This is a genomic window from Acidovorax sp. GW101-3H11, from assembly GCF_001633105.1.
Lineage (GTDB): Bacteria > Pseudomonadota > Gammaproteobacteria > Burkholderiales > Burkholderiaceae_C > Acidovorax.
On the sequence record NZ_LUKZ01000030.1, the window covers coordinates 34,929 to 57,124 of the forward strand.

18 protein-coding genes and 2 riboswitches are annotated in these 22,196 nt (G+C 65.3%); of the genes, 8 read left to right on the top strand and 10 right to left on the bottom strand.

All coding sequences use genetic code 11. From position 1 onward, the window contains the following. Nucleotides 1-198: 198 nt before the first annotated feature. The 10 genes from A1D30_RS26530 to A1D30_RS21500 all read right to left on the bottom strand — a co-directional run bounded on the left by A1D30_RS26530 (nucleotide 199) and on the right by A1D30_RS21500 (nucleotide 12,311). Nucleotides 199-1,683 (bottom strand): methyl-accepting chemotaxis protein, encoded by a 1,485-nt coding sequence (locus A1D30_RS26530; protein WP_277922027.1) that lies wholly within the window; start codon nucleotides 1,681-1,683, stop codon nucleotides 199-201. A gap of 36 nt (nucleotides 1,684-1,719) precedes the next feature. Beyond that, on the bottom strand, nucleotides 1,720-1,869 hold the full coding sequence (locus A1D30_RS26535; RefSeq protein ID WP_242421978.1) for a hypothetical protein: 150 nt from the start codon (nucleotides 1,867-1,869) through the stop codon (nucleotides 1,720-1,722). Between the two features lie 106 nt (nucleotides 1,870-1,975). Further along, complete coding sequence (locus tag A1D30_RS21465) at nucleotides 1,976-5,638, bottom strand: hydantoinase B/oxoprolinase family protein (protein WP_063462762.1); 3,663 nt, start codon at nucleotides 5,636-5,638, stop codon at nucleotides 1,976-1,978. An 88-nt stretch (nucleotides 5,639-5,726) separates the two neighbouring features. Beyond that, entirely contained in the window at nucleotides 5,727-6,692 is a 966-nt protein-coding gene (locus A1D30_RS21470; RefSeq protein ID WP_063462763.1) for a TRAP transporter substrate-binding protein, read from the bottom strand. Nucleotides 6,693-6,730: 38 nt separating this feature from the next. Then, complete coding sequence (locus A1D30_RS21475; protein WP_082836570.1) at nucleotides 6,731-8,029, bottom strand: TRAP transporter large permease subunit; 1,299 nt, start codon at nucleotides 8,027-8,029, stop codon at nucleotides 6,731-6,733. A gap of 21 nt (nucleotides 8,030-8,050) precedes the next feature. Further along, nucleotides 8,051-8,560, bottom strand: coding sequence for a TRAP transporter small permease (locus A1D30_RS21480; RefSeq protein ID WP_063462765.1), 510 nt, complete (start codon nucleotides 8,558-8,560; stop codon nucleotides 8,051-8,053). Nucleotides 8,561-8,668: 108 nt separating this feature from the next. Continuing rightward, nucleotides 8,669-9,634 carry a TRAP transporter substrate-binding protein gene (locus tag A1D30_RS21485; RefSeq protein WP_063462766.1) on the bottom strand — a complete coding sequence of 322 codons (966 nt, stop codon included), beginning with the start codon at nucleotides 9,632-9,634 and terminating at the stop codon, nucleotides 8,669-8,671. Nucleotides 9,635-9,659: 25 nt separating this feature from the next. Continuing rightward, nucleotides 9,660-10,436 carry a putative hydro-lyase gene (locus A1D30_RS21490; RefSeq protein ID WP_063462798.1) on the bottom strand — a complete coding sequence of 259 codons (777 nt, stop codon included), beginning with the start codon at nucleotides 10,434-10,436 and terminating at the stop codon, nucleotides 9,660-9,662. Between the two features lie 403 nt (nucleotides 10,437-10,839). After that, nucleotides 10,840-11,751 carry a LysR family transcriptional regulator gene (locus tag A1D30_RS21495; RefSeq protein WP_063462799.1) on the bottom strand — a complete coding sequence of 304 codons (912 nt, stop codon included), beginning with the start codon at nucleotides 11,749-11,751 and terminating at the stop codon, nucleotides 10,840-10,842. A gap of 95 nt (nucleotides 11,752-11,846) precedes the next feature. Continuing rightward, nucleotides 11,847-12,311 carry an Lrp/AsnC family transcriptional regulator gene (locus A1D30_RS21500; RefSeq protein ID WP_063462767.1) on the bottom strand — a complete coding sequence of 155 codons (465 nt, stop codon included), beginning with the start codon at nucleotides 12,309-12,311 and terminating at the stop codon, nucleotides 11,847-11,849. Nucleotides 12,312-12,740: 429 nt separating this feature from the next. Here A1D30_RS21500 and A1D30_RS21505 point away from each other — a divergent pair, with 429 nt between their 5' ends. The 8 genes from A1D30_RS21505 (at nucleotide 12,741) to A1D30_RS21540 (ending at nucleotide 22,173) form a co-directional block, all read left to right on the top strand. Continuing rightward, nucleotides 12,741-13,712, top strand: a complete 972-nt coding sequence (locus A1D30_RS21505) for a TRAP transporter substrate-binding protein (RefSeq protein ID WP_063462768.1) — start codon at nucleotides 12,741-12,743, stop codon at nucleotides 13,710-13,712. Nucleotides 13,713-13,861: 149 nt separating this feature from the next. Then, the gene (locus A1D30_RS21510; RefSeq protein ID WP_063462769.1) at nucleotides 13,862-14,356 is read left to right on the top strand and encodes a TRAP transporter small permease; all 495 of its coding nucleotides are present in this window, start codon (nucleotides 13,862-13,864) and stop codon (nucleotides 14,354-14,356) included. Continuing rightward, complete coding sequence (locus tag A1D30_RS21515) at nucleotides 14,353-15,630, top strand: TRAP transporter large permease (RefSeq protein ID WP_063462770.1); 1,278 nt, start codon at nucleotides 14,353-14,355, stop codon at nucleotides 15,628-15,630. The genes A1D30_RS21510 and A1D30_RS21515 overlap by 4 nt, the downstream gene beginning before the upstream one ends. 17 nt (nucleotides 15,631-15,647) lie before the next feature. Then, nucleotides 15,648-15,737, top strand: a riboswitch (glycine riboswitch). 21 nt (nucleotides 15,738-15,758) lie between these two features. Continuing rightward, nucleotides 15,759-15,885, top strand: a riboswitch (glycine riboswitch). A 50-nt stretch (nucleotides 15,886-15,935) separates the two neighbouring features. Further along, the gene (gene gcvT / locus A1D30_RS21520; protein ID WP_063462771.1) at nucleotides 15,936-17,078 is read left to right on the top strand and encodes a glycine cleavage system aminomethyltransferase GcvT; all 1,143 of its coding nucleotides are present in this window, start codon (nucleotides 15,936-15,938) and stop codon (nucleotides 17,076-17,078) included. Nucleotides 17,079-17,164: 86 nt separating this feature from the next. Next, a complete protein-coding gene (gene gcvH / locus A1D30_RS21525; protein WP_063462772.1) occupies nucleotides 17,165-17,539 on the top strand; it encodes a glycine cleavage system protein GcvH in 375 nt (124 codons plus the stop codon). A gap of 144 nt (nucleotides 17,540-17,683) precedes the next feature. After that, entirely contained in the window at nucleotides 17,684-20,596 is a 2,913-nt protein-coding gene (gene gcvP, locus A1D30_RS21530) for an aminomethyl-transferring glycine dehydrogenase (protein WP_063462773.1), read from the top strand. 115 nt (nucleotides 20,597-20,711) lie between these two features. Then, nucleotides 20,712-21,116: an FKBP-type peptidyl-prolyl cis-trans isomerase gene (locus tag A1D30_RS21535; RefSeq protein ID WP_109791011.1), complete on the top strand. Its 405-nt coding sequence runs from the start codon at nucleotides 20,712-20,714 to the stop codon at nucleotides 21,114-21,116. Between the two features lie 4 nt (nucleotides 21,117-21,120). Beyond that, complete coding sequence (locus tag A1D30_RS21540) at nucleotides 21,121-22,173, top strand: MerR family transcriptional regulator (protein WP_063462775.1); 1,053 nt, start codon at nucleotides 21,121-21,123, stop codon at nucleotides 22,171-22,173. Nucleotides 22,174-22,196: the final 23 nt, after the last annotated feature.

The window sequence follows — 22,196 nt, forward strand, 5'->3', positions numbered from 1 at the left end:
CCAGACCACGTACAGGTCGATGCGGCTGCGCTCGACGTCCAGTGCAACACGCTCCACAGCCCAGGGCGCGGCCAGCCCCAATGCCTGGCAGAACAACGCTTCTTGCATGGGGAGGGCTCCTGTTCGGGGGGTGTCAATGGGTTTATTTGAACTGTCGTGTTCCACCCGAAATGGAAGAGAGCCTTTTTTTATTGATTTTTACGCTGCCCGGTCCAGCTGAAACTGCCCCATGGCCCCGGCCAGTCGGTTGGCCTGGTCCTTGAGGCTTTGCGCCGCCGCCGCGCCCTCTTCCACCAGCGCGGCGTTCTGCTGGGTCATGTGGTCGAGCTGGTCCACCGCCTGGCTCACCTGGCCGATCTGTGTGCTCTGCTCGCTGCTGGCCTCGTTGATCTCGGACATCAGCGTGGTCACGCGCTCCACGCTGTGCACGATGTCACCCATGGTGGAGCCCGCAGCCACCACCAGTTTGGCGCCATCGCTCACCTTGGCCACGCTGTCAGAGATGAGCGCCTTGATCTCGCGCGCCGCATTGGCGCTGCGCCCGGCCAGGCCACGCACCTCGCTCGCCACCACGGCAAAGCCGCGCCCCTGCTCGCCTGCGCGCGCGGCCTCCACGGCGGCGTTCAGCGCCAGGATGTTGGTCTGGAACGCAATGCCGTCGATGATGCCCACGATGTCCGCAATCTTCTTGCTGCTGGCGTTGATCTCTTCCATGGTCTTGAACACCTGGTGGACCACTTCGCCGCCTTTGCTGGCCACTTCGGTGGCGTTCAGCGCCAAGGCATTGGCCTGGCGCGTGCTGTCGGCATTGGCCGCCACCATCTGCGCCAGCTGGGCAATGCTGGCCGCCGTCTGCTGCAGGTTGCTGGCGGCATGTTCGGTGCGCGCGCTCAGGTCGGTGTTGCCCGCCGCCACTTCGGAGCTGGCCACATGGATGGATTCACCCGAGTCGCGCACCTCGGTCACCACGTAGTGCAGGGACTCGACCATCTTGTCCAGCGCAGTGAGCAACTGGCCGATCTCGTCGGTGCGCTGCGTGTCCATGCGCACCGTGAGATCGCCCCGCGCCACCACGGCAGCGGCGTCGGACGCCTGGCGCAGCGGCAACACGATGGAGCGGCGCAGCAGCCAGCCAAACAGCGCCGACAGCCCCACCACCACCAGCACGGCAATCGCGCTGATCCACTGCGCACGCGAGGCGTCACGCATCATGCTGTCGCCCGCCCGCAAAGACGCCTGCTCTGACGCTGCCAGCAGCTGGTCGATGGCCGTGAGGTACTGGGCCAGGGCGGCGGCATGCTCCTGCAACTCCTTCTGGCTGATGATCTTGGCTTCGAGCGCGTTCTGCACCAGTGCATCGCGCAGCACCGCATAGCGCTGCCGCTGCGCCTGGGCCTGGGCCCACAGGGGCTTGGTGCTTTCGGCGGTCGATGCCTGGGCCAGGGCTTCTTCGATGCGCTTGCGCTGGGCGTCTTCGGCGGCCAGCTGGGTGCGCATCTCGGCCACCAGCGGGAATACGTCCGACGACAGCGTGGCGCGCAGCGCAATCTGGCCGATGGCCACCGACTGCGTTTTCCAGTCGCGCACCGAGCGTTCGATGGGCAGCTGCTCCGCCGTCAGCAGCGCGGCCTGACGGCCCGTGCCCTCACCCGTCATCCAGGTGGTGGCCCCCAGCAGCGCCACGGCCAGGCCCAGGATGCCAAAGCTGGCAGCGAGCTTCTAGCCCACGCTCAGGCTGCGGCCTTGCCGCCGGGCCGCAGCGTGCGCCGGGGCCGCATCGGCCCGTGGCGCCGGATGGGGCGCATCCACACGCGCTCCAGACAGGGAGGTGCCTTGAGACACACCAGATGTAGCGGGCAAGTAGTTCATGCGTGTTCTCCTGGTTCATCCGTGCCCCGCACCCGGCGGGGCTGGGGCGGGGCTGAGGGCAGCGCTGGCGGCAAGTGCAGCCAGCGTCCCGCCTTCATCGCTGCGGTCAGTGCGCCACGCACTCTCCAAACCCGCCACCGCCGGGCGTGGAGATCTCGAACACATCGCCCGGCTCCATGAGCGCGGCGCCGATGTGGCCCAGTTCCTCGACCTGGCCATTGGCGCGCAGCACCCGGTTGGCACCCGCGCGCCCGGGCTGGCCGCCCGCCATGCCAAAGGCGGGGTTCAGGCGCCCGTTGGAGAGGATGCTGGCCGTCATGGCCTCCAGGAACCGCACCCGGCGCACACCGCCATCACCGCCCGCCCAGCGCCCTGCACCGCCCGAGCCGCGCTGGATCTCGTAGCTGTCCAGCACCACGGGGAAGCGGAACTCCAGCACCTCGGGGTCGGTCAGGCGTGAGTTGGTCATGTGGGTCTGGACCACGCTGGTGCCGTCAAAGCCGCGCACCGTGCGGCCTGAAGCATCGAACACCGCACCCGCACCGCTGCCACCGGCAATGGTTTCGTAGTACTGGTACTGCGCATTGCCAAAGGTGAAGTTGTTCATGGTGGGCTGGCTGCCCGCCATCACCCCCAGGGCGCCAAACAGCGCGTTGGTGATGCAGGTGGAGGTCTCCACATTGCCCGCCACCACCGAGGCCGGCGGGTTGGGGTTGAGCATGGAGCCTTGCGGGATGATGACCTGCAGCGGCTTGAGGCACCCGGCGTTGAGCGGGATGTCGTCGTCCACCAGCGTGCGGAACACATACAGCACGGCCGCCATGCACACGGCGCGCGGGGCATTGAAGTTGTTCATCTGCTGCGGGCTGGTGCCCGCAAAGTCGATCACCGCACTGCGCTCGGCCACATTGACCTTCACCGACACGCTGATCTGCGCGCCGTTGTCCAGCGGCAGGGTGAACTGGCCGTCTTTGAGCTGCGTGATCACGCGGCGCACCGATTCTTCGGCGTTGTCTTGCACGTGGCACATGTAGGCCTGCACCACATCCAGACCAAACTGCTCCACCATCTTCGACAGCTCTTGCACACCCTTTTCGTTGGCGGCAATCTGCGCACGCAGGTCGGCCAGGTTCTGCTCGGGGTTGCGGCTGGGGTATGGCGTGGTGCCGCCGCCGGTGGCCAGCAGGTTGCGCACGGAGTCTTCCAGGAAGATGCCCCGGTCCACCAGCTTCACGTTGTTGATCTGCACGCCCTCTTCGTCAATGCGTGTGGAGAACGGTGGCATGGAGCCCGGCGTGGTGCCACCGATGTCGGCATGGTGGCCCCGGCTGCCCACATAAAACGTGGGCTCGGCGCCTTCGGCCACGTACACCGGGGTGATCACCGTCACATCGGGCAGGTGCGTGCCGCCGTGGTACGGGTCGTTGAGCATGTACACATCGCCCGGGTGCATCTTGCCCGCGTTCTCGCGGATCACGGTCTTGATGCTCTCGCCCATGCTGCCCAGGTGCACGGGCATGTGGGGTGCGTTGGCAATCAGGTTGCCTGCGGCATCGAACAGCGCGCAGCTGAAATCGAGGCGCTCCTTGATGTTGACCGAGTAGGCCGTGTTCTGCAGCTGCAGGCCCATCTGCTCGGCGATGTTCATGAACAGGTTGTTGAACACCTCCAGCAGCACCGGGTCCACCGTGGTGCCTGCGGCGTACTGCACCTTGCGCGCCGTGACGCGGTCCAGCACCAGGTGGTCCAGATCGGTCAGGCGCGCAGACCAGCCGGGCTCCACCACGGTGGTGGTGTTCTTCTCGGCAATGATGGCCGGGCCGGGAATCACGTCGCCGGGGTGCAGGTCTTCGCGCACCACCAGCGCGGCGGTGTGCCACTCGCCGCCCGAGTACATGCGCACGCTCTCGCGCTGCGGGTGCTTGCGGTGCGGGTGCACGGGCAGGCGCGGCTCGGCGGGGGCATCGCCTGCGATCATGGCCTCGACCGACACGGCCTCCACCACCAGACCCTTGCCCGCCATCAGGAAGGCAAAGCGCTGGCGGTAGGCCTTTTCAAAGGCCGCCTGGATGCTGGTGATGTCGCCAAACGGCACCACCAGGGCCGAGTCGGTGCCTTCGTAGCGCACATGCACGTTGTGGCGCACCTGCACCGGGTTGGCGCTGACCTGCTGGCGCTCCAGCTCGGCCTGTGCGGCAGAGCCCAGTGTGTCCAGGCGTTCAGCAATCAGGGGCAGCGATGCGGCGGCCAGTGGCATCTCCACCGCCTGCTCGCGAATCACAGTCTGGTCGGCCAGGCCCATGCCGTAGGCGCTGAGCACACCGGCGAGCGGATGCACAAACACACGCGACATGCCCAGAGCATCGGCCACCAGGCAGGCGTGCTGACCGCCCGCGCCACCAAAGCATTGCAGGGTGTAGCGCGTCACGTCATAGCCGCGCGCCACGCTGATCTTCTTGATCGCGTTGGCCATTTGCTGCACGGCGATCTGGATAAAACCTTCGGCCACTTCCTCGGGCTGGCGCTGGGTCTGGGTGGCGATCTCCTGGAAGCGGGCGCGCACCGCATCAGCATCCAGCGTTTCATTGGCCGCCGGGCCAAACACGCTGGGGAAGTAGCGCGGCTGCACCTTGCCCACCATCACGTTCGCATCGGTCACGGCCAGCGGGCCGCCCCTGCGGTAGCTCACCGGGCCCGGGTTGGCACCTGCGCTCTCGGGGCCCACGCGGAAGCGCGAGCCGTCATACGCCAGCACCGAGCCACCGCCCGCCGCCACCGTGTGGATGCTCATCATGGGCGCGCGCATGCGCACACCGGCCACATGGGTCTCGAACTCGCGCTCGAAGGCACCGGCGTAGTGGCTCACGTCGGTGCTGGTGCCGCCCATGTCAAAGCCGATGACCTTTTCATGCCCCGCCAGACCCGCCGTGCGCGCCATGCCCACAATGCCGCCCGCCGGGCCGGAGAGGATCGCGTCCTTGCCCTGGAAGGTGCCCGCATCGGTGAGGCCGCCGGACGACTGCATGAAGAACAGCTTGACGCCCGGCATCTCGCTGGCCACCTGCTCCACATAGCGGCGCAGGATGGGCGACAGGTAGGCATCGACCACCGTGGTATCGCCCCGGCTCACGAACTTCATCATCGGGCTGGTTTCGTGCGAGGTGCTGATCTGCGTGAAGCCCACCTCTTTGGCAATGCGCTTTGCCGCCTGCTCGTGCTGCGTGTAGCGGTAGCCGTGCATGAACACAATGGCCACGCTGCGCAGGCCACGCCCGTAAGCGGCCAGCAGGTCGCCCCGCAGAGTGGCTTCGTCCAGGTTCTGCAGCAGGTTGCCACGGGCGCCCATGCGCTCGCGGGCTTCGATGACCTCGGTGTAGAGCAGCTCGGGCAGCTGTATGTGGCGGTCGAACAGGCGCGGGCGGTTCTGGTAGGCAATGCGCAGCGCGTCCTTGAAGCCCTTGGTGGTGACCAGCAGCGTGGGCTCGCCCTTGCGCTCCAAGAGCGCATTGGTGGCCACGGTGGTGCCCATCTTCACGCACTCCACCAGCGCCGGGGTCACGGGTTCGCCGGGCTGCAGGCCCAGCAGGTGGCGAATGCCCGCCACGGCGGCATCTTTGTACTGCTCGGGGTTTTCAGACAGCAGCTTGTGCGTGGTCAGCGAGCCATCGGGCCGCTTGGCCACGATGTCGGTGAAGGTGCCGCCCCGGTCGATCCAGAACTGCCAGCGGTTGCCGGCCGGTGCGGTGGTCATGGTGGAGGGTGCTTGCATGGTGATAGGACTCACTGGTTAACGAATGAACTGAAGGACTAACGGACTGACGGACTGAAGGACCAACGGACTGGCGTTGGAAGTCGGACTAGCGTTGGAAGTAGTAGGGAATGAAAATCTTGTTGGCCTCGTTGCCCACCGACTGCACCCATTCGCGGGAGAAGCGTTCGCCCAGGCGCTTGAGTTCCGTGTCCAGCTCGGCGGATGCGCGCTCGACCTTGATGCCCTTGCGCTGCAGCTCGCCCACCGACTCGTCGGCCACGGCGGCACTCAGGGCCCAGCCACGTGTTTCGGCCTCGGCCGCCGCCTGGGTCACGGCCTGGCGCGCAGCGGGGGGCAGCGCGTCAAACGCCTGCTGGTTCACAAACACGATGTTCTTGGGCAGCCAGGCATTGATGCCGTAGTACTGCTTGATCTGGCCCCAGACCTGGTTCTCCACCCCGGTCAGAGCCGAGGTGATCATGGAGTCGAGCTTGCCTGCCGACAGCGCCTTGTTGACCTCGACCATGGGCACGTCCACCGGGGTGGCGCCCAGCAGCTCGGCAATGCGCACGGTGGCAGGGTTGTAGGTGCGCATGCGCGTGCCCTTGAAGTCGGCCGACGAGCGCACCGGCCCGACGGAAAACAGCCCCTGCGGCGGCCACGGCACGGCATACAGGGCCTTGAGGCCCTTGGCCGCAAAGTGCCCGTCGATCAGCGGGCGCTGCAGGTCCCACAGGCGGCGCGCATCGGCGTAGCTGCGCACCAGAAATGGCACGGTGTCGGCCCCTGCAATGGGCATGCCCTGCACCAGGCTGGTCATGATGGTTTCGCCCGCCTGGGCCTTGCCGTCCTGCACCGCCTGGGGAATCTCGCCCAGCTTGAACAGCGTGTTGTTGGCATGGACCTCGATGCGCAGCGCCCCGCCCGAGGCGCGCTCCACGTCTTGCGCAAACTGCACCACATTGCGGGTGTGGAAGGACTCCGCGCGGTAGCCCGTGGCCAGTTTCCACTGGGTCTGGGCGTGCGCCATCTGGGCCACGGCAAGCGCGGCCAGCAACACAACGGTTTTCATGGGGGACTCCTGTGCAGGCTGGGTCGCAGTGCGGTGGATCAGCCCTGCATCTGGCGTGGCAGCCAGAGCACCACGTCGGGCACGAAGTAGGTCATGATGACCGCGACGATCATCAGGGCGAACAAGGGCAGCGCGGTGCGGGCGATCCAGGTGACTTCACGGCGCGTCATGCCCTGCAGCACGAACAGGTTGAAGCCCACGGGCGGCGTGATCTGCGCCATCTCGACCACCAGCACGATGAAGATGCCGAACCACACCAGGTCAAAGCCTGCAGCTTCCACGGTGGGCAGCAGCACGGCAATGGTCAGCACCACCATGGAGATGCCATCCAGGAAGCAGCCCAGCAGGATGAAGAACACGATGAGCAGCAGCATCAGCGCAAACGGCGAGAGGTGCAGCGCGCCAATGAACTCGGCCAGGTGCCGTGGCAGGCCGATGAAACCCATGGCCAGCGTGAGGAAGGCTGCGCCCGCCAGGATGAGGCCGATCATGCAGTACACACGGCAGGCGGCCACCAGGCCTTCCTTGAAGCGGGCCCAGTTGAGCGAGCCCTCGATCTTGGCCAGGATCAGCGACCCGGCCACACCCAGCGCGGCGGCCTCGGTGGCCGTGGCGATGCCGCTGTAGATGGCACCCAGCACCACCACGATGAGCGACACCACAGGGATCAGGTGGCGCGAGGCGTAGAGCTTCTGTGCAAAGCTCAGCTGGGCATCGGGCGCAGGCACCTTGTCCTTGTTGAACAGCGCCCACACGATGATGTAGCCCATGAACAGTGCCGCGAGCAGCAGGCCCGGAATCACGCCCGCCAGGAAGAGCTTGGAGATCGACACATTGGCTGCCACGCCATAGACGATCATGATGATCGACGGCGGGATGAGCAGGCCCAGCGTGCCAGCCCCTGCAAGCGTGCCCACCGAAATTTCTTCGGGGTAGCCGCGCTGCTTGAGTTCAGGCAGCGTGATCTTGCCGATGGTGGCGCAGGTGGCGGCCGACGAGCCCGAGATGGCGGCAAAGATGGTGCAGCCCACCACGTTCACATGCAGCAGGCGGCCCGGCAGGCGCTCCAGCCATGGGGCCAGGCCCTTGAACATGCTGCTCGACAGCTTGCTGCGGAAGAGGATCTCGCCCATCCACAGAAAAAGAGGCAAAGCAGTCAGCGTCCAGCTGGAGGTGGACCCCCAGATGGTCAGCATCATGCTGTCGCCCACCGGGCGGTTGGTAAACAGCTCCATGCCGACCAGGGCCACTGCCAGCAGTGACAGGCCGATCCACAGACCCGAGCCGAGCACTGCAAACAGCACCACGATCAAGCCCAAAGCGATGATGACGTCCATGATGGTGTCTCCGGGTTCGGGTTATTCAGAACGAGCCGACTCGGACACGGCCATGAAGGCCACGCCCTGGAAGCGCAAGACAAGGGCATGGGCAAACGACAGCGCAAAGCCGATGCAGCCCATGGCCATGCTGAGCTGCGGGATCCACAGCGGCGAGGCGTCGGCTGCGGGCGAGATGTCGTGAGTGATGTACGAAATCCACACCGAGCGCACGGCGTACCAGGCGATGTAGAGCGTGAGCGCGAGCGCCGCACTCAGGCAGAACCATTCGAATGCCGAGCGCAGGCGCGCTGGCAGGCGGTCCAGCACCAGCGTCACGCGGATGTGGTCGCCGTTTTGCAGTGTGCTGGGCAGGGCGAAGAACAGCGCAGCGGCGATGGCGTAGCCTGCGTACGCATCGAGCCCGTCGATGTTCAGGTGGATGACTTCGCGGGCAAACACGCCCAGCGTGACAGCGGCGAACGCGGCCAGCATGGAGATGCCGGACAGCAGCATCAGCAGCCTGTAGAAATTTCGGACGAGTTTGTCCATGGCGTACTCCGGTAACGCTTGAAAAATTGAAAAAGGGAGTGACTGAAAACGGGGGCAGCACGCGCTGGGGTGCAGCCCGGCCCCGTGGCGGGGCCTGGAGCGCGGCGCTTACTTCTTGCGGTAGGCGTCGATGATGGCCTGGCCCTCGGCACCGGCCGACTTCACCCAGTCGGCGGTCATCGACTCGCCGATGCTGGCCAGTTCCTTCTTGATGCTGTCGCTGGGCTCGGCCACGGTCATGCCCTTGGCAGCCAGCTCCTTGATGAACTCCTTGTCCACCCGCTCGCTGGTGGCCCAGCCGCGCGCTTCGGCGTCTGCAGCAGCCTTCAGCACGGCGTCCTGCAAGGGCTTGTCGAGCGCATCAAAGGCCTTCTGGTTGACCACCGTGGCGTTGCGCGGCAGCCAGGCGCTGACAGGGTAGAAGTGCTTCACCTGCTCATACAGCTTGGATTCCACGCCGCTGGCGCTCGAGGTCAGAAAGTTCTGCACGGTGTTGGTGGCCAGGGCCTGGCCCAGCTCGGACAGCTGGATGGTGACGGGCTGGGCCTTGAGCAACTGCGCAATGCGCGTGGTGGCCGGGTTGTAGGCACGCATCTTGGTGCCCGCAAAGTCTGCAGGCGTGCTCAGGGGCTTGAGCGAATACAGCGACTGGCCGGGCCATGGCACGGTGAACAGCACCTTCACCCCCTGCGATGCCAGCAGCTTCTCTTGCGCAGGCTTGGCGGCCAGGTACAGGCGCTTGGAGTCTGCGTAGCTCGTGGCCAGGAAGGGAATCGAATCCACGCCAAACAGCGGGTTCTCGTTGGATGCGCCCGAGAGGATGAACTCGGCCGACGGCACCTGCCCGGTCTGCACGGCACGCTTGATCTCGTTGGCCTTGTACAGCGAGCCACCCGGGTGCAAGGTGATCTTGAGCTTGCCGCCCGTGAGCTTGTCCACATCGGTGGCGAACTGCTGCACGTTTTGCGTCTGGAAGCTGTTGGCACCGTAGCCGGTGGGCAGGTCCCACTTGACCTGGGCCTGGGCCGCGCACACGCTGAGGGCGGCCGTCATACACAGTGCAAATTTTTTCATGGGGAGACTCCTGGGGGTAAGCCGCTTAGAAGCTGGCGAGTTGGTGGTTGAGAAGATCGGTGACCAGCATGCAACCCGGGGCATGGGTGATGCAGAACGCCGGTTGGGCATTCAAGATGGCGGATTGCGGCGTCACGCCACAGGCCCAGAACACAGGGATCTCATCGGGCAGCAGGGCCACGGCGTCGCCGTAGTCGGGCTGGCCAATGTCGGCAATGCCGATGAGCGCCGGGTCACCGATGTGCACCGGGGCGCCATGCACGTTGGGGAAACGCGAAGTGACCTGCACCGCGCGGATCACATCGGCCGCAGGCATGGGCCGCATGGACACCACCATGGCGCCGCCAAAGGGCCCAGCGGGTTCGGTGGCAATGTTGGTGCGGTACATGGCCACGTTCTTGCCCTCGTTGATGTGGCGCAGGCTGATACCGGCTTCCTGCAATGCCGACTCGAACGAGAACGAGCAGCCGAGCACAAAGGTCACCAGGTCGGCACGCCACAGGTCGGTGATGTCGGTCACCTCTTGCGCCAGCTCGCCATGGCGCCACACGCGGTACTGCGGCACATCGCTGCGGATGTCGATGCCCTGGCCCAGCGATGGCAGCGTGACCTGGCCGGGCTCACTCACGGCCAGCACCGGGCAGGGCTTGGGGTTGCGCTGGCAAAAGCGCAGAAAATCACCCGCCTGCACCTCGGGCAGGATCACCAGGTTGCCCTGCACCCGGCCATGCGCCAGGCCGCTGGTGTGCGATGCCCAGGCCCCTTGCCGGATGATGCTGCGCACGTGGCCGGGGTTGTTGATGCCCTCGGCGCCAAACACTGCCAGCGCTTTGTCTTGAACTGAATCCACCGTGTTTCCTTGCATTGAGAAATGTCAATTGCATGACGTTGGGCGGATTGTGTTGGGCTGCGCTGCCTGCTGGCAAATTCAAAAATTTTCTCTTAGCTCATCGATTTTTTCGATGCACTTCATTGGGGCAGAGTGAACCAGACTGGTGCTCAAGGGTTAACCCTTGGTTGGAATTTGGGGTTAACCCGGACAAAAAAATGCACCCTCATCGCCGCAGAGGGGGCGTGTGCTGGAGGTCGTGCATCCCGGTCCTGCTTCCGTGCGGCTCCGGATAAACATTGCAGCCGCTGCGCCCCATGCACTGCGCCGGTGCATGCGCGCACAGAAGTGCGCAAAGAAGCGCGCACGAAATCGCTCAGGAGCGGGCTTTGCGCGCCTTGGACGGCGGCTGTTGCGCATCGATAAAGCTGAGCGCCGAGCGCACGACGGCCTCCATGGCCGGTGACGAGGGGTCTTCGCGGTAGCTCACATGGATGGGCAGCGGCTTCAGCGCGGTATCGCAGGCCAGCGCGCGCAGGTCCGGGAACGCCAGCAGCCGCTGCACCGCCAGTCGCGGCAGCGTGGCCACGCCAAAGCCGCCCTGCACCAGCTGGACCATGGCCGAGATGGACGAGATGGTGTGCACGCAGCGCGGCTCCACCTGGGCCTGGCGCAGCGTGTCGAGCAACGACACGTGCGGCTGCGAGCCGCGCTGAAAGGTCAGGATGTCGGCCCCCGCAAAGTCTTCGAGCGCGTAGCGGCGCTTGCGGTGCGCCTTGCTGTTGCCCACAAACACCATCTCCATGGGCGTGACGGCCTGGCTGCGAATGCCGTCGGCGGCGGCGGGCAGCGCGGCAAACACGGCGTCCAGCGTGCCCCGGCGGATCTGCTCCAGCAACACGGGGGTGGTCTCCACCGTCAGCTCCAGCTCCAGCAAAGGGTTGTCTTTGCGCAGCTGCTCCACCCACGGGATGAGCCATGAGTGCAGCACCGATTCGATGGCGCCCAGGCGGACCGACACCTCCAGCGGCCCACCCGAGCCCATCTCGGTCTTGAGCTGGCGCTGCAGCTCCAGCATGCGCTTGGCGTAGACCAGAAAACGGGCCCCTGCCACCGTGAGTTTGAAGTGCTTGTCACGCCGGTCGAGCAGCAGCACGCCCAGCTCTTCTTCGAGTGCGGAAATGCGGCTGGACATGGCCGACTGCGTAAGGAACAGCTTCTCAGCCGCGCGTGTCACGCTCTTGAGGGAGGCCACCCAGTAGAAGGCTTCGACAAATCGCAGGTTCATGGTGAGGGCCCCCAAGCGCATTTCAGCAAACGCTGAATGCTCCTATTTTGATAGCTTAAAGCGCTTGACCATAGCGCGGAAGCGGCCATTTTTACTCAAACCGACTCCACAAAAAGCGGCAGATCAGCCTTCTTGAGCGTGCGCAGCACAAAGCTGGACCGACTGTGGCGGATGCCCTTGATCTTGTAGAGCTTCTCTCGCAACAGGCGCTCGTAGTCGCGCGTGTCCTTGACCACGATGCGCAGCAGGTAATCGTAGTCGCCCGACACCAGATGCGCCTCGATCACCTCGGGAATGCTGGCCAGCGTCTCGCCAAATTTTTCGAGCGTGTTGTCCGAATGGCTGTCGAGCGTGACCTGCACCAGCACCGTGTCGGCCAGGTCGAGCGACTGCGGGTTGATGCGCACCGTGTAGCCCTGGATGACACCCGCCTCTTCCATCTTCTTGATGCGGCCCCAGCAGGGCGACGGGCTCAGGCCCACGGCCTGGCCGATCTCTTGCAAGCTGGCGCGCGCGTTGCCTTGCAACACGGCGAGAATTTTTCTGTCGAGGCGATCCATCGGCCGGATTATTCACAAAATCCATCCAGTGCAGCAAATTTTTCTGCAAACAAGACCAATCCAAGCGAATTCAGCAAATTCATCTCTGCCATGCAGCGCATACTTCTTTCATCAAGGCGCTCTTACCGGAGTGCACAAACTGACAAGGCCCCGGCTGGTTACCGCCAGCACGGGGCCCTTGGCATTCCGGGCCCCATCACGAACACCCGTCGGCGGCCATACAGACCCCGTGCACGGGTCCGTCAACCCAGCGCCCGGGGTGTCACCAATGCAACTGCAAACGCGCTGCCGCCCAGTTAATAAGCACGCTTACCAGCACAAACCCGGATGCCTGCGGCCATGCTGCACCGCCATAATTTCAGCGAGGTCGGGGGCAGCTCCGCAAGGGCCCCAGCGCATCCCCCTGACCCACCATCAACAGGAGACACCATGCAATTGACCAGACTCGTCGTCGGCCTGAGCCTCGCGCTCGGCTTTGTGGCCACCGCTGCCGCGCAGACCACCATGCGCATCAGCATCTCGACGGCCCAGAATTCCCACCAGGGGATTGCCATCGACACGTTTGCCAAGGAAGTCGAAAAGCGCACCAGCGGCCGCTACAAGGTGCAGACCTTCTACAACGGCGCCCTGGGCGGCGAGCGCGAGTCGATCGAAGCCGTGCAGCTGGGCACACAAGAGCTGGCTTTCAGCTCCACAGGCCCCATCCCCAACTTTGTGCCAGAGACCAAGATTCTGGACGTGCCCTTCCTGTTCCGCGACAAGGCCCACGCCCGCGCCGTGCTGGACGGCCCCATTGGCCAGGAGATGCTGACCAAGTTCGACAGCAAGGGCTTCAAGGCCCTGGCCTGGGCCGAAAACGGCTTCCGCCACATGACCAACAGCAAGCGCTCGGTCAACACGCCCGAGGACCTCAAGGGCCTGAAGATGCGCACGATGGAGAACCCCGTGCACATCGCCGCGTACAAGGGCTTCGGCATCATCACCACGCCCATGGCCTTCCCCGAAGTGTTCACCGCCCTGCAACAAGGCACGGTGGACGGCCAGGAGAACCCGCTGCCCGTGATCATCTCGGCCAAGTTCGACCAGGTGCAAAAGCACCTGACGCTGACCGGCCACGTGTATTCGCCCGCCATCTTCGTGATGAACAAGGGCTCGTTCGACAAACTCTCGGCCGCCGACAAGCAGGCCTTCATCGACGCCGCCAAGGAAGGCACCAAGGCCAACCGCGCCCGCGTGGACGAAGACGATGCCAAGGGCGTGGCCGACCTGCGCGCCAAGGGCATGACGGTGGTGGACAACCCCGACAAGTCCAAGTTCGTGGCAGCCCTGGCCCCGGTGAACGCCGAGTTCGAGAAGCAGTTCGGCAAGGCCACACTCGACAAGATCCGCGACGTCAAGTGATGCCCGCGCTACTATCTTTTTAGTAGCAACCAACGCCCGTAGCGCCAGCGCTATCGGGCGTTTTTATTCTTATCCCTGGTTCTTGCCCGATTGCTTACCGTGTTGTCCCCCCTGTTGATTCAACCACTGCCCATGGCTGGCACCGCCCCATGAAAAATGCTTTTCTCACCTTTGAGCGATGGACCACGTTCATCGCCATGCTGGCAGCCTGCGCCATGCTGGCCCTGTCCGCCTCGCTGGGCATGTTCCAGATCCTCATGCGCTTTGTGCTGGAGCAGCCCGCCGAATGGACGGAAGTGCTGATCCGCTTCAGCCTGATCTGGATGGTGTTCCTCGCCATCCCCGCCGCCTTCCGCCAGGGGGCGATGGTGAGCGTGGATGTGCTGTACCGCTGGAGCCCTCCCGCCCTGCGGCGGGTGCTGGACTGGGTGGTGGCGCTGGCGGCCCTGGCGCTGATTGGCATCGTCATCTGGTACGGCTGGGACTACGCCCAGCGCGGTGGCGTGCAGAGCATGGCAGGGCTGGAATCCGTCTCGATGTTCTGGGCCTACCTGGCCATGCCCGTGGGCGGCGTCTTTTGCGCCGTGGGCATCATCGGCAACCTGATTGACCCCTTGCGCATGGAACTGGAGACCGCCCAATGAGCGCCGTGATGATTTCCACGATGGTGCTGTGCTTCGCGCTCACCATCTCGGTGGCCGTATCGATTGGTCTTGCATCCATCCTCGGTATCCAGGCGTCCAACGCCAACATGCTGATCTCGGTGAAGGAGATGTTCGCCTCGATCAACAAGTTTCCGCTGGCGGCCATTCCCTTCTTCATCCTCGCGGGCAACCTGATGGAGACCGGCGGCATCTCGCGCCGCCTGGTGGAATTTGCCAAGAGCATCGTGGGCGGCGTGCAGGGCGGCCTGCCCATGACCTGCGTGCTCACCTGCATGATCTTCGCGGCCGTGTCGGGCTCGTCGGTGGCCACCACGTTTGCGATTGGCGCCATCCTGATCCCCGCGCTCATCAAGCATGGCTACCCCACCAGCTATGCGGCTGCGCTGCAGGCCACCAGTGCCGAGCTGGGCGTGATCATTCCGCCCTCCATCCCGATGATCCTGTACGGCGTGAGCGCCGAGGTGTCGATTGGCGAGCTGTTCATCGCGGGCTTTGGCCCGGGCCTGCTGATCAGCGGTGCGCTGATGCTCTTCGTATGGGCGTACTGCAAGTACAAGGGCTGGGGCAAGAACGACGGCGATGGCCGCATGCCCTTTGGCAAGGCCACGCTGCAGGCGGGCTGGGCGCTGCTGATGCCCGTGATCATCCTGGGCGGCATCTACGGCGGCGTGTTCACCCCCACCGAGGCATCGGCCGTGGCGGTGTTCTACGCACTCCTCGTGGGCGTGGTGATCTACCGCGAGATCAAGCTCAGAGACCTGTACGCCATCCTGCGCAAGTCGGCCATCTCGTCGGCGGTGATCATGTTCATCATCGCCAATGCCGGGCTGTTTGCGTTCCTCATCACGCGTGCCGGGGTGCCCGATGCCATCGGCCGCTGGCTCGAAGCCGTGCTGCAATCCCCCGCCCTGTTCCTGCTGGGCGTGAATGCGGCGCTGTTCGTGATCGGCATGTTCATCGAGACCAGCGCCGCCATCATCGTGCTCGCGCCCATCCTGGCGCCCGTGGCCATGCACTTCGGCATCGACCCGGTGCATTTCGGGCTGATCATGGTGGTCAACCTGGCGCTGGGCATGATCACACCACCCTTTGGTGTGAACCTGTTTGCGGCCTGCACGGTGGCCAAGATTTCGCTGGACCGGATCATCAAACACCTGCTGCCTTTTGTGTGCGTGATCCTGGTATGCCTGCTGGTCATCACCTATGTGCCATCGATTTCTCTGGCCTTGCGCGACCTGGTCTATGCCAAGTAGGCGTTAGAATCCCGCCCGTCAGGAGAGAGTGCTCCGCCCGCCGAACAGGGCGCGCAGCACCGCCGAAGGCGCAGGCAGCAGCCGAACGCTCAGGCAAAAGGACTGACAACCGCCCGCAGTGATGCGGGCGTTCCCTTGCTGGAGAGAGATGGCCCACCGCACCGCGTGATGAGGCCATCCACCGAAGGAGCAAACCGCACGGCCAGCCAGGGCGCTGCGGTGAATCTCTCAGGTAAAGCGGACAGCAGGGCAAATCCCGTGGCCACCCGTGTGGCTGCGGCCCCCATTTGCCCCGGAGTTCCGCCATGTCCGCCACCGCCCCCCTGCTCACCACGCCTCTGAACGCCCTGCACATCGAACTGGGCGCCCGCATGGTGCCTTTTGCGGGCTATTCCATGCCCGTGCAGTACCCCGCTGGCCTCATGGCCGAGCATGTGCACACCCGCACCGCAGCGGGGCTGTTTGATGTGTCGCACATGGGCCAGCTCAAGCTCATCGGTGCCGACGCCGCCGCCGCGTTTGAAACCCTGATGCCCGTGGACGTGATCGACCTGCCCGTGGGCAAGCAGCGCTACGGCCTGCTGCTGACCGACGAGGGCACAGTCATTGACGACCTGATGTTCTTCAACCAGGGTGTGGTGGATGGCGAACCCACGCTGTTTGTCATCGTCAACGGGGCCTGCAAGGTGGGCGACATTGCCCACATAGAGGCCCGCATTGGCCAGCGCTGCCAGGTGGTGCCCATGCCCGACCACGCCCTGCTGGCGCTGCAAGGCCCGCAGGCCGTCACCGCCCTCGCCCGCCTCGCGCCCGGCGTGGAAAAGCTGGTGTTCATGACCGGCGGCGCGTTCAGCATTGCAGGCTGCGACTGTTTTGTGACCCGCAGCGGCTACACGGGTGAAGACGGTTTTGAAATCTCCGTGCCCACCGCGCAGGCCGACACCCTGGCGCGCGCCCTGCTGGCCCAGCCCGAGGTCCAACCCATCGGCCTGGGTGCGCGCAATTCGCTGCGCCTCGAAGCGGGCCTGTGCCTGTATGGCAACGACATCGACACCACCACCACACCGCCCGAAGCGGCGCTGAACTGGGCCATCCAGAAAGTGCGCCGCACCGGCGGTGCACGCGCGGGCGGATTCCCCGGCGCCGAGAAGGTGCTGGCGCAGATCGACAACCCGGCCACCCTGCCGCGCAAGCGCGTGGGCCTGGTCGCGCTGGAGCGTGTGCCTGTGCGCGAGCACACCGAGCTGCAAAGCCAGGACGGCCAGAAGATCGGAGAAGTCACCAGCGGCCTGCTCGGCCCCACCGTGAACGAACCTGTGGCTATGGGCTACGTGCTGCCTGCGTTTGCTGCCATCGGCACGCGCGTCAACGCCATCGTGCGCGGCAAGGCCGTGCCGATGGAAGTGCGCGCCATGCCTTTCGTCCCCGCCAACTACTTTCGCGGCTGATTTCGCAGGCAGCCGCGCACCAACGCGGCCTGCGCCCGCTACATTGCTGATTCCCTTATTTATCCCGTTGCTTGAGGAGCTTCCCCATGACCGTCAAATTTTCCAAAGAACACGAATGGATCAACACCGCCGACACAGCCGCTGCCGTGGTGGGCATCACCGTGCACGCACAGGATGCGCTGGGCGATGTGGTGTTTGTGGACCTGCCCGAGGTGGGCGCCACCTTCAGCCAGGGTGACGTGGCGGGAGTGGTCGAGTCCGTGAAGGCGGCTGCCGACGTGTACATGCCCGTCACCGGCGAGATCGTGGAAGTGAACGAAGCCCTGCGCGCCGACCCCTCGCTGGCCAACAGCGACCCGCTGAACGCTGGCTGGTTCTTCAAGGTCAAGCTGGCCGATGTGGCCCAGCTCGACGCACTGATGGACGAGACGGCCTACACGGCCTTTGCCGCCAACGCCTGATGGGCGCCTGGCCCATTCGTCTCCGGTTTCAAAAACCATAGCTGCCTGCGCTTGATTCCATTGGGTTTCAAAGAAAAATCCTCTGAAACGTCCGACTGAAAAGCGCCAGGAGCTTCTTTTTTCATAGCACCCCGAACGCCCGCCATGACTGCCGCCCTGCCCACCTCCTTGCCGTTGTCCGCGCTGGAAAACGCCGCCGAATTCCTGCCCCGCCACATCGGCATCGACGCAGCGGATGAAGCCCACATGCTGTCCGTGATCGGCGAGGCCTCGCGCCGCACGCTCATCGACTCCATCGTGCCGCGCTCCATCGCCCGCAGCCGCGCCATGGACCTGCCTGCGGCCACCACCGAGGCCGCAGCGCTGGCCGAGCTCAAGGCCATTGCGGGTAAGAACAAGGTGCTCAAGAGCTTCATCGGCCAGGGCTACTACGGCACCCACACGCCGGGCGTCATCCTGCGCAACATCCTGGAGAACCCCGCCTGGTACACCGCCTACACGCCCTACCAGGCCGAAATCTCGCAGGGCCGCATGGAGGCGCTGGTCAACTTCCAGACCATGGTGTGCGACCTGACCGGCATGCCGATTGCCAATGCGTCGATGCTCGACGAGGCCACGGCCGCCGCCGAAGCCATGACCCTGGCCAAGCGCTCGGTCAAGAGCAAGAGCAACGTGTTTGTGGTGGCGGGCGACGCCCACCCGCAGACCATCGAGGTCATCCAGACCCGCGCCAAACCCCTGGGCCTGGACGTACGCCTGGCCAACTCGGCCGAAGAATGGGACAGCCTGCTGGCCGGCGACTACTTTGCCGTGCTGGCCCAATACCCCGCCACCAGCGGCCGCATTGACGACCTGCGCGCCGACGTGGAAAAAGCCCACGCCAAGCAGGCCGCCTTCATCGTGGCCGCCGACCTGCTGGCCCTGACGCTCATCACCCCGCCGGGCGAACAAGGTGCCGACATCGTCGTGGGCACCACCCAGCGCTTTGGCATGCCCATGGGCGCGGGCGGCCCCCACGCCGCCTTCATGGCCTGCCGTGACGAGTTCAAGCGCAGCCTGCCTGGCCGCCTGGTGGGCGTGAGCGTGGACGTGCACGGCAAGCCCGCCTACCGCCTGGCCCTGCAGACACGCGAGCAGCACATCCGCCGCGAAAAAGCCACGTCCAACATCTGCACCGCCCAGGTGCTGCCCGCCGTGGTGGCCAGCATGTACGCCGTCTACCACGGCCCCGAGGGCCTCTCGCGCATTGCCCAGCGCGTGGCCAGCTACACCGCCATCCTGGCCCGGGGCCTCGTGCAGCTGGGCGCGCCGGTGCGTGAACAAGCCACCTTCGACACGCTGGTGCTGAAAACCGATGGCGCTACCAAATCCATAGCTACAAAGGCAATACAGTCAGGCGCAAACCTGCGAATTTACTTTGAAAGCTACCTGTGCATCTCGCTGGACGAGACCACCACGCGCGCCGACATCGAGCTGCTGTGGAAGGTCTTTGCCAAGGACGGCCAGGCCCTGCCCACGTTCGATGCGTTCGAGAACGGTGTCGAGCCCCTGATCCCCGCCGCGCTGCGCCGCACCAGCCGCTACCTCACGCACCCGGTGTTCAACACCCACCACTCCGAAACCGGCATGCTGCGCTACATCCGCCAGCTGTCCGACAAGGACCTGGCGCTGGACCGCAGCATGATCCCGCTGGGCAGCTGCACCATGAAGCTCAACGCCACCAGCGAGATGATCCCCATCACCTGGCCCGAGTTTGCCAACATGCACCCGTTTGCCCCGGCTGACCAGCAGCAGGGCTACAAGGCGCTGGACGAGCAACTGCGCGCCTGGCTGTGCGAGGCCACGGGCTATGCGGGCATCAGCCTGCAGCCCAACGCGGGCAGCCAGGGCGAATACGCGGGCCTGCTGGCCATCAAGGGCTACCACGAGTCGCGTGGCGAAGGCCACCGCAACATCTGCCTGATCCCCAGCAGCGCGCACGGCACCAACCCTGCCAGCGCCCAGATGGTGGGCATGCAGGTGGTGGTGACGGCCTGCGACGCCAACGGCAACGTGGACCTGGCCGACCTGCAGGCCAAGTGCGAGCAGCACAGCGGCAATATTGCCTGCGTGATGATCACCTACCCCAGCACGCACGGCGTGTTCGAGACCAGCGTGAAGGAGCTGTGCGCCCTGGTGCACAGCCACGGCGGCCGCGTGTACGTGGACGGCGCCAACATGAACGCCCTGGTGGGCGTGGCCGCGCCTGGCGAGTTCGGCGGTGACGTGAGCCACCTGAACCTGCACAAGACCTTCTGCATCCCCCACGGCGGTGGCGGCCCCGGCGTCGGCCCCGTGTGTGTGGTCGAAGACCTCGTGCCCTTCCTTCCTGGCCTGCCCGGCCAGGGCGACCAGCCCAAGAGCCCCGCCACCGGCAAGGTCGGCCCCGTGAGCGCCGCCCCCTTGGGCAATGCCGCCGTGCTGCCCATCAGCTGGATGTACATCCGCATGATGGGCGCAGATGGCCTGCAGGCCGCCACCGAAACGGCCATCCTGAGCGCCAACTACATCAGCGCACGCCTGAAGGACCATTACCCCACGCTGTACGCCAGCGAAAACGGCCATGTGGCGCACGAGTGCATCCTGGACCTGCGCGGCCTGAAGGACACCAGCGGCGTGATGGCCGAGGATGTCGCCAAGCGCCTCATCGACTACGGCTTCCATGCGCCCACGCTGAGCTTTCCCGTGCCCAACACGCTGATGGTGGAGCCCACCGAGAGCGAGACGCTGTTCGAGATCGACCGCTTCATCGACGCGATGATCGCCATCCGCGAGGAAATCCGCCAGATCGAAGCGGGCAAGCTGCCCCAGGACAACAACCCGCTCAAGAACGCCCCCCACACGGCCGAGAACCTGCTGAGCGGCGAATGGACCCGCCCCTACACCCGCGAAGCCGCCGCCTACCCCGTGGCCGCCCTGCGCCAGGCCAAATACTGGTCGCCCGTGGGCCGCGTGGACAACGTGTGGGGCGACCGCAACCTGAGCTGCAGCTGCATTCCGGTGTCCGACTACGCCTGACCGAACGCCGTCTTCAGCAGACAAAACCTCCGTGCGGGCCCGGCCTGCACGGAGGTTTTTTACTGAACAGGCTCTAAGATCGCGGCCTTACCCGACTTCCACTATGGAGACCCCTTTGCGAAACATTCTGTGCGTGCTGCTTGCAAGCGTTGTGATTGCCCCTGCCGCCCTGGCCCAATCCAAACCCGTCACCACCGCCAGCGGCCTGGTCTATGAATCCCTCAAGGAAGGCACGGGCGACTCGCCCAAGGCCACCGACACCGTGAAGGTGCACTACAAGGGCATGTTCCTGGACGGCAAGGAGTTCGACAGCTCCTACAAGCGCGGCGAGCCCACCTCGTTTCCGCTCAATGGCGTGATCCCCTGCTGGACCGAAGGCGTGCAGCGCATGAAGCCGGGCGGCAAGGCCAAGCTGACTTGCCCACCCGCCATCGCCTACGGCGCCCGGGGTGCGGGTGGCGTGATCCCGCCCAACGCCACGCTGAACTTCGAAGTCGAACTGATTTCCGTCGGCCGCTGAGCCCATGTTGCTGAAGGTCGGTGACCTCGCGCGGCGCACCGGCCTTACGGTGCGCACTCTGCACCATTACGACGAGATCGGCCTGCTCACCCCCTCGGGCCGCTCGGAGGCGGGTTACCGGCTCTACAGCCAGGCCGACGTGCAGCGGCTGCACGGCATCCAGACCATGCGCCAGATGGGCCTGGCGCTCAGCGACATCGGCACCCTGCTGGCGGGTGACGGCGTAGCACCCGAACGCATCATTGGCCAGCAGATCCGCGCGCTGGACCAGCAGATTGCGCAGGCCAGTGAGCTGCGCGCCCGCCTGACCATGCTGCGCGACGGCCTCATGGCGGGCGCCGAGCCCAACATGGGCAACTGGCTGGAGGCGCTCGCGCTGATGACGACCTACGGCAAGTATTTCAGCTCAGCCGAACTCAAGCAGATCTTCACGAACTGGAGCCTCATCGAGGCAGACTGGCTGGTGGTCAAGGACCTGGTGCGCGACGCCATGGACCGGCAACTGCCACCCGACGCCCCCGAAGTCCAGGCACTGGCCTACCGCTGGATGGCGCTCATGCTGCACTGGATGGGCGGCGACCTGGACCTGCTGGAGCGCTGGGGCCACATGTTCCGCACCGAGCCCAGCACGCAAGGCCGCAACCATGCGCCGCCGGGCGAGATGATCGAGTACGTCGAAGCCGCCATCAAGCTGCGCATGGCGCTGCTGGAAAAGTACCTCACCCGCGACGACCTGCGCGCGCTGGGCCATGTGCCCCATACCCACTGGGCCGCGCTGGAGGCCGATGTGCAGCAGCTTCTGGCCCTTCGGCTTCCCTCGCACCACCCGGATGCCATCACGGCTGCGCTGCGCTGGAATGCACTGTTCGACCAACTGACCGGCCAGCGCCCCGGGCTGCGCCAGAAGCTGCTCGCGGCATCGGCCAACGAGCCCCTGCTGCAGGCCGGATCGCCCTTGAGCGCCCCGGTGCGGGCCTACCTGCATGCGGCGCTGGCCTGCGCGGCCCCTGCAGCGGCCCACGCCCCTCGGCCCGAACTTCCTTCAAAAGAATTCTGAAAATGCTTGACCCTCACGTGACG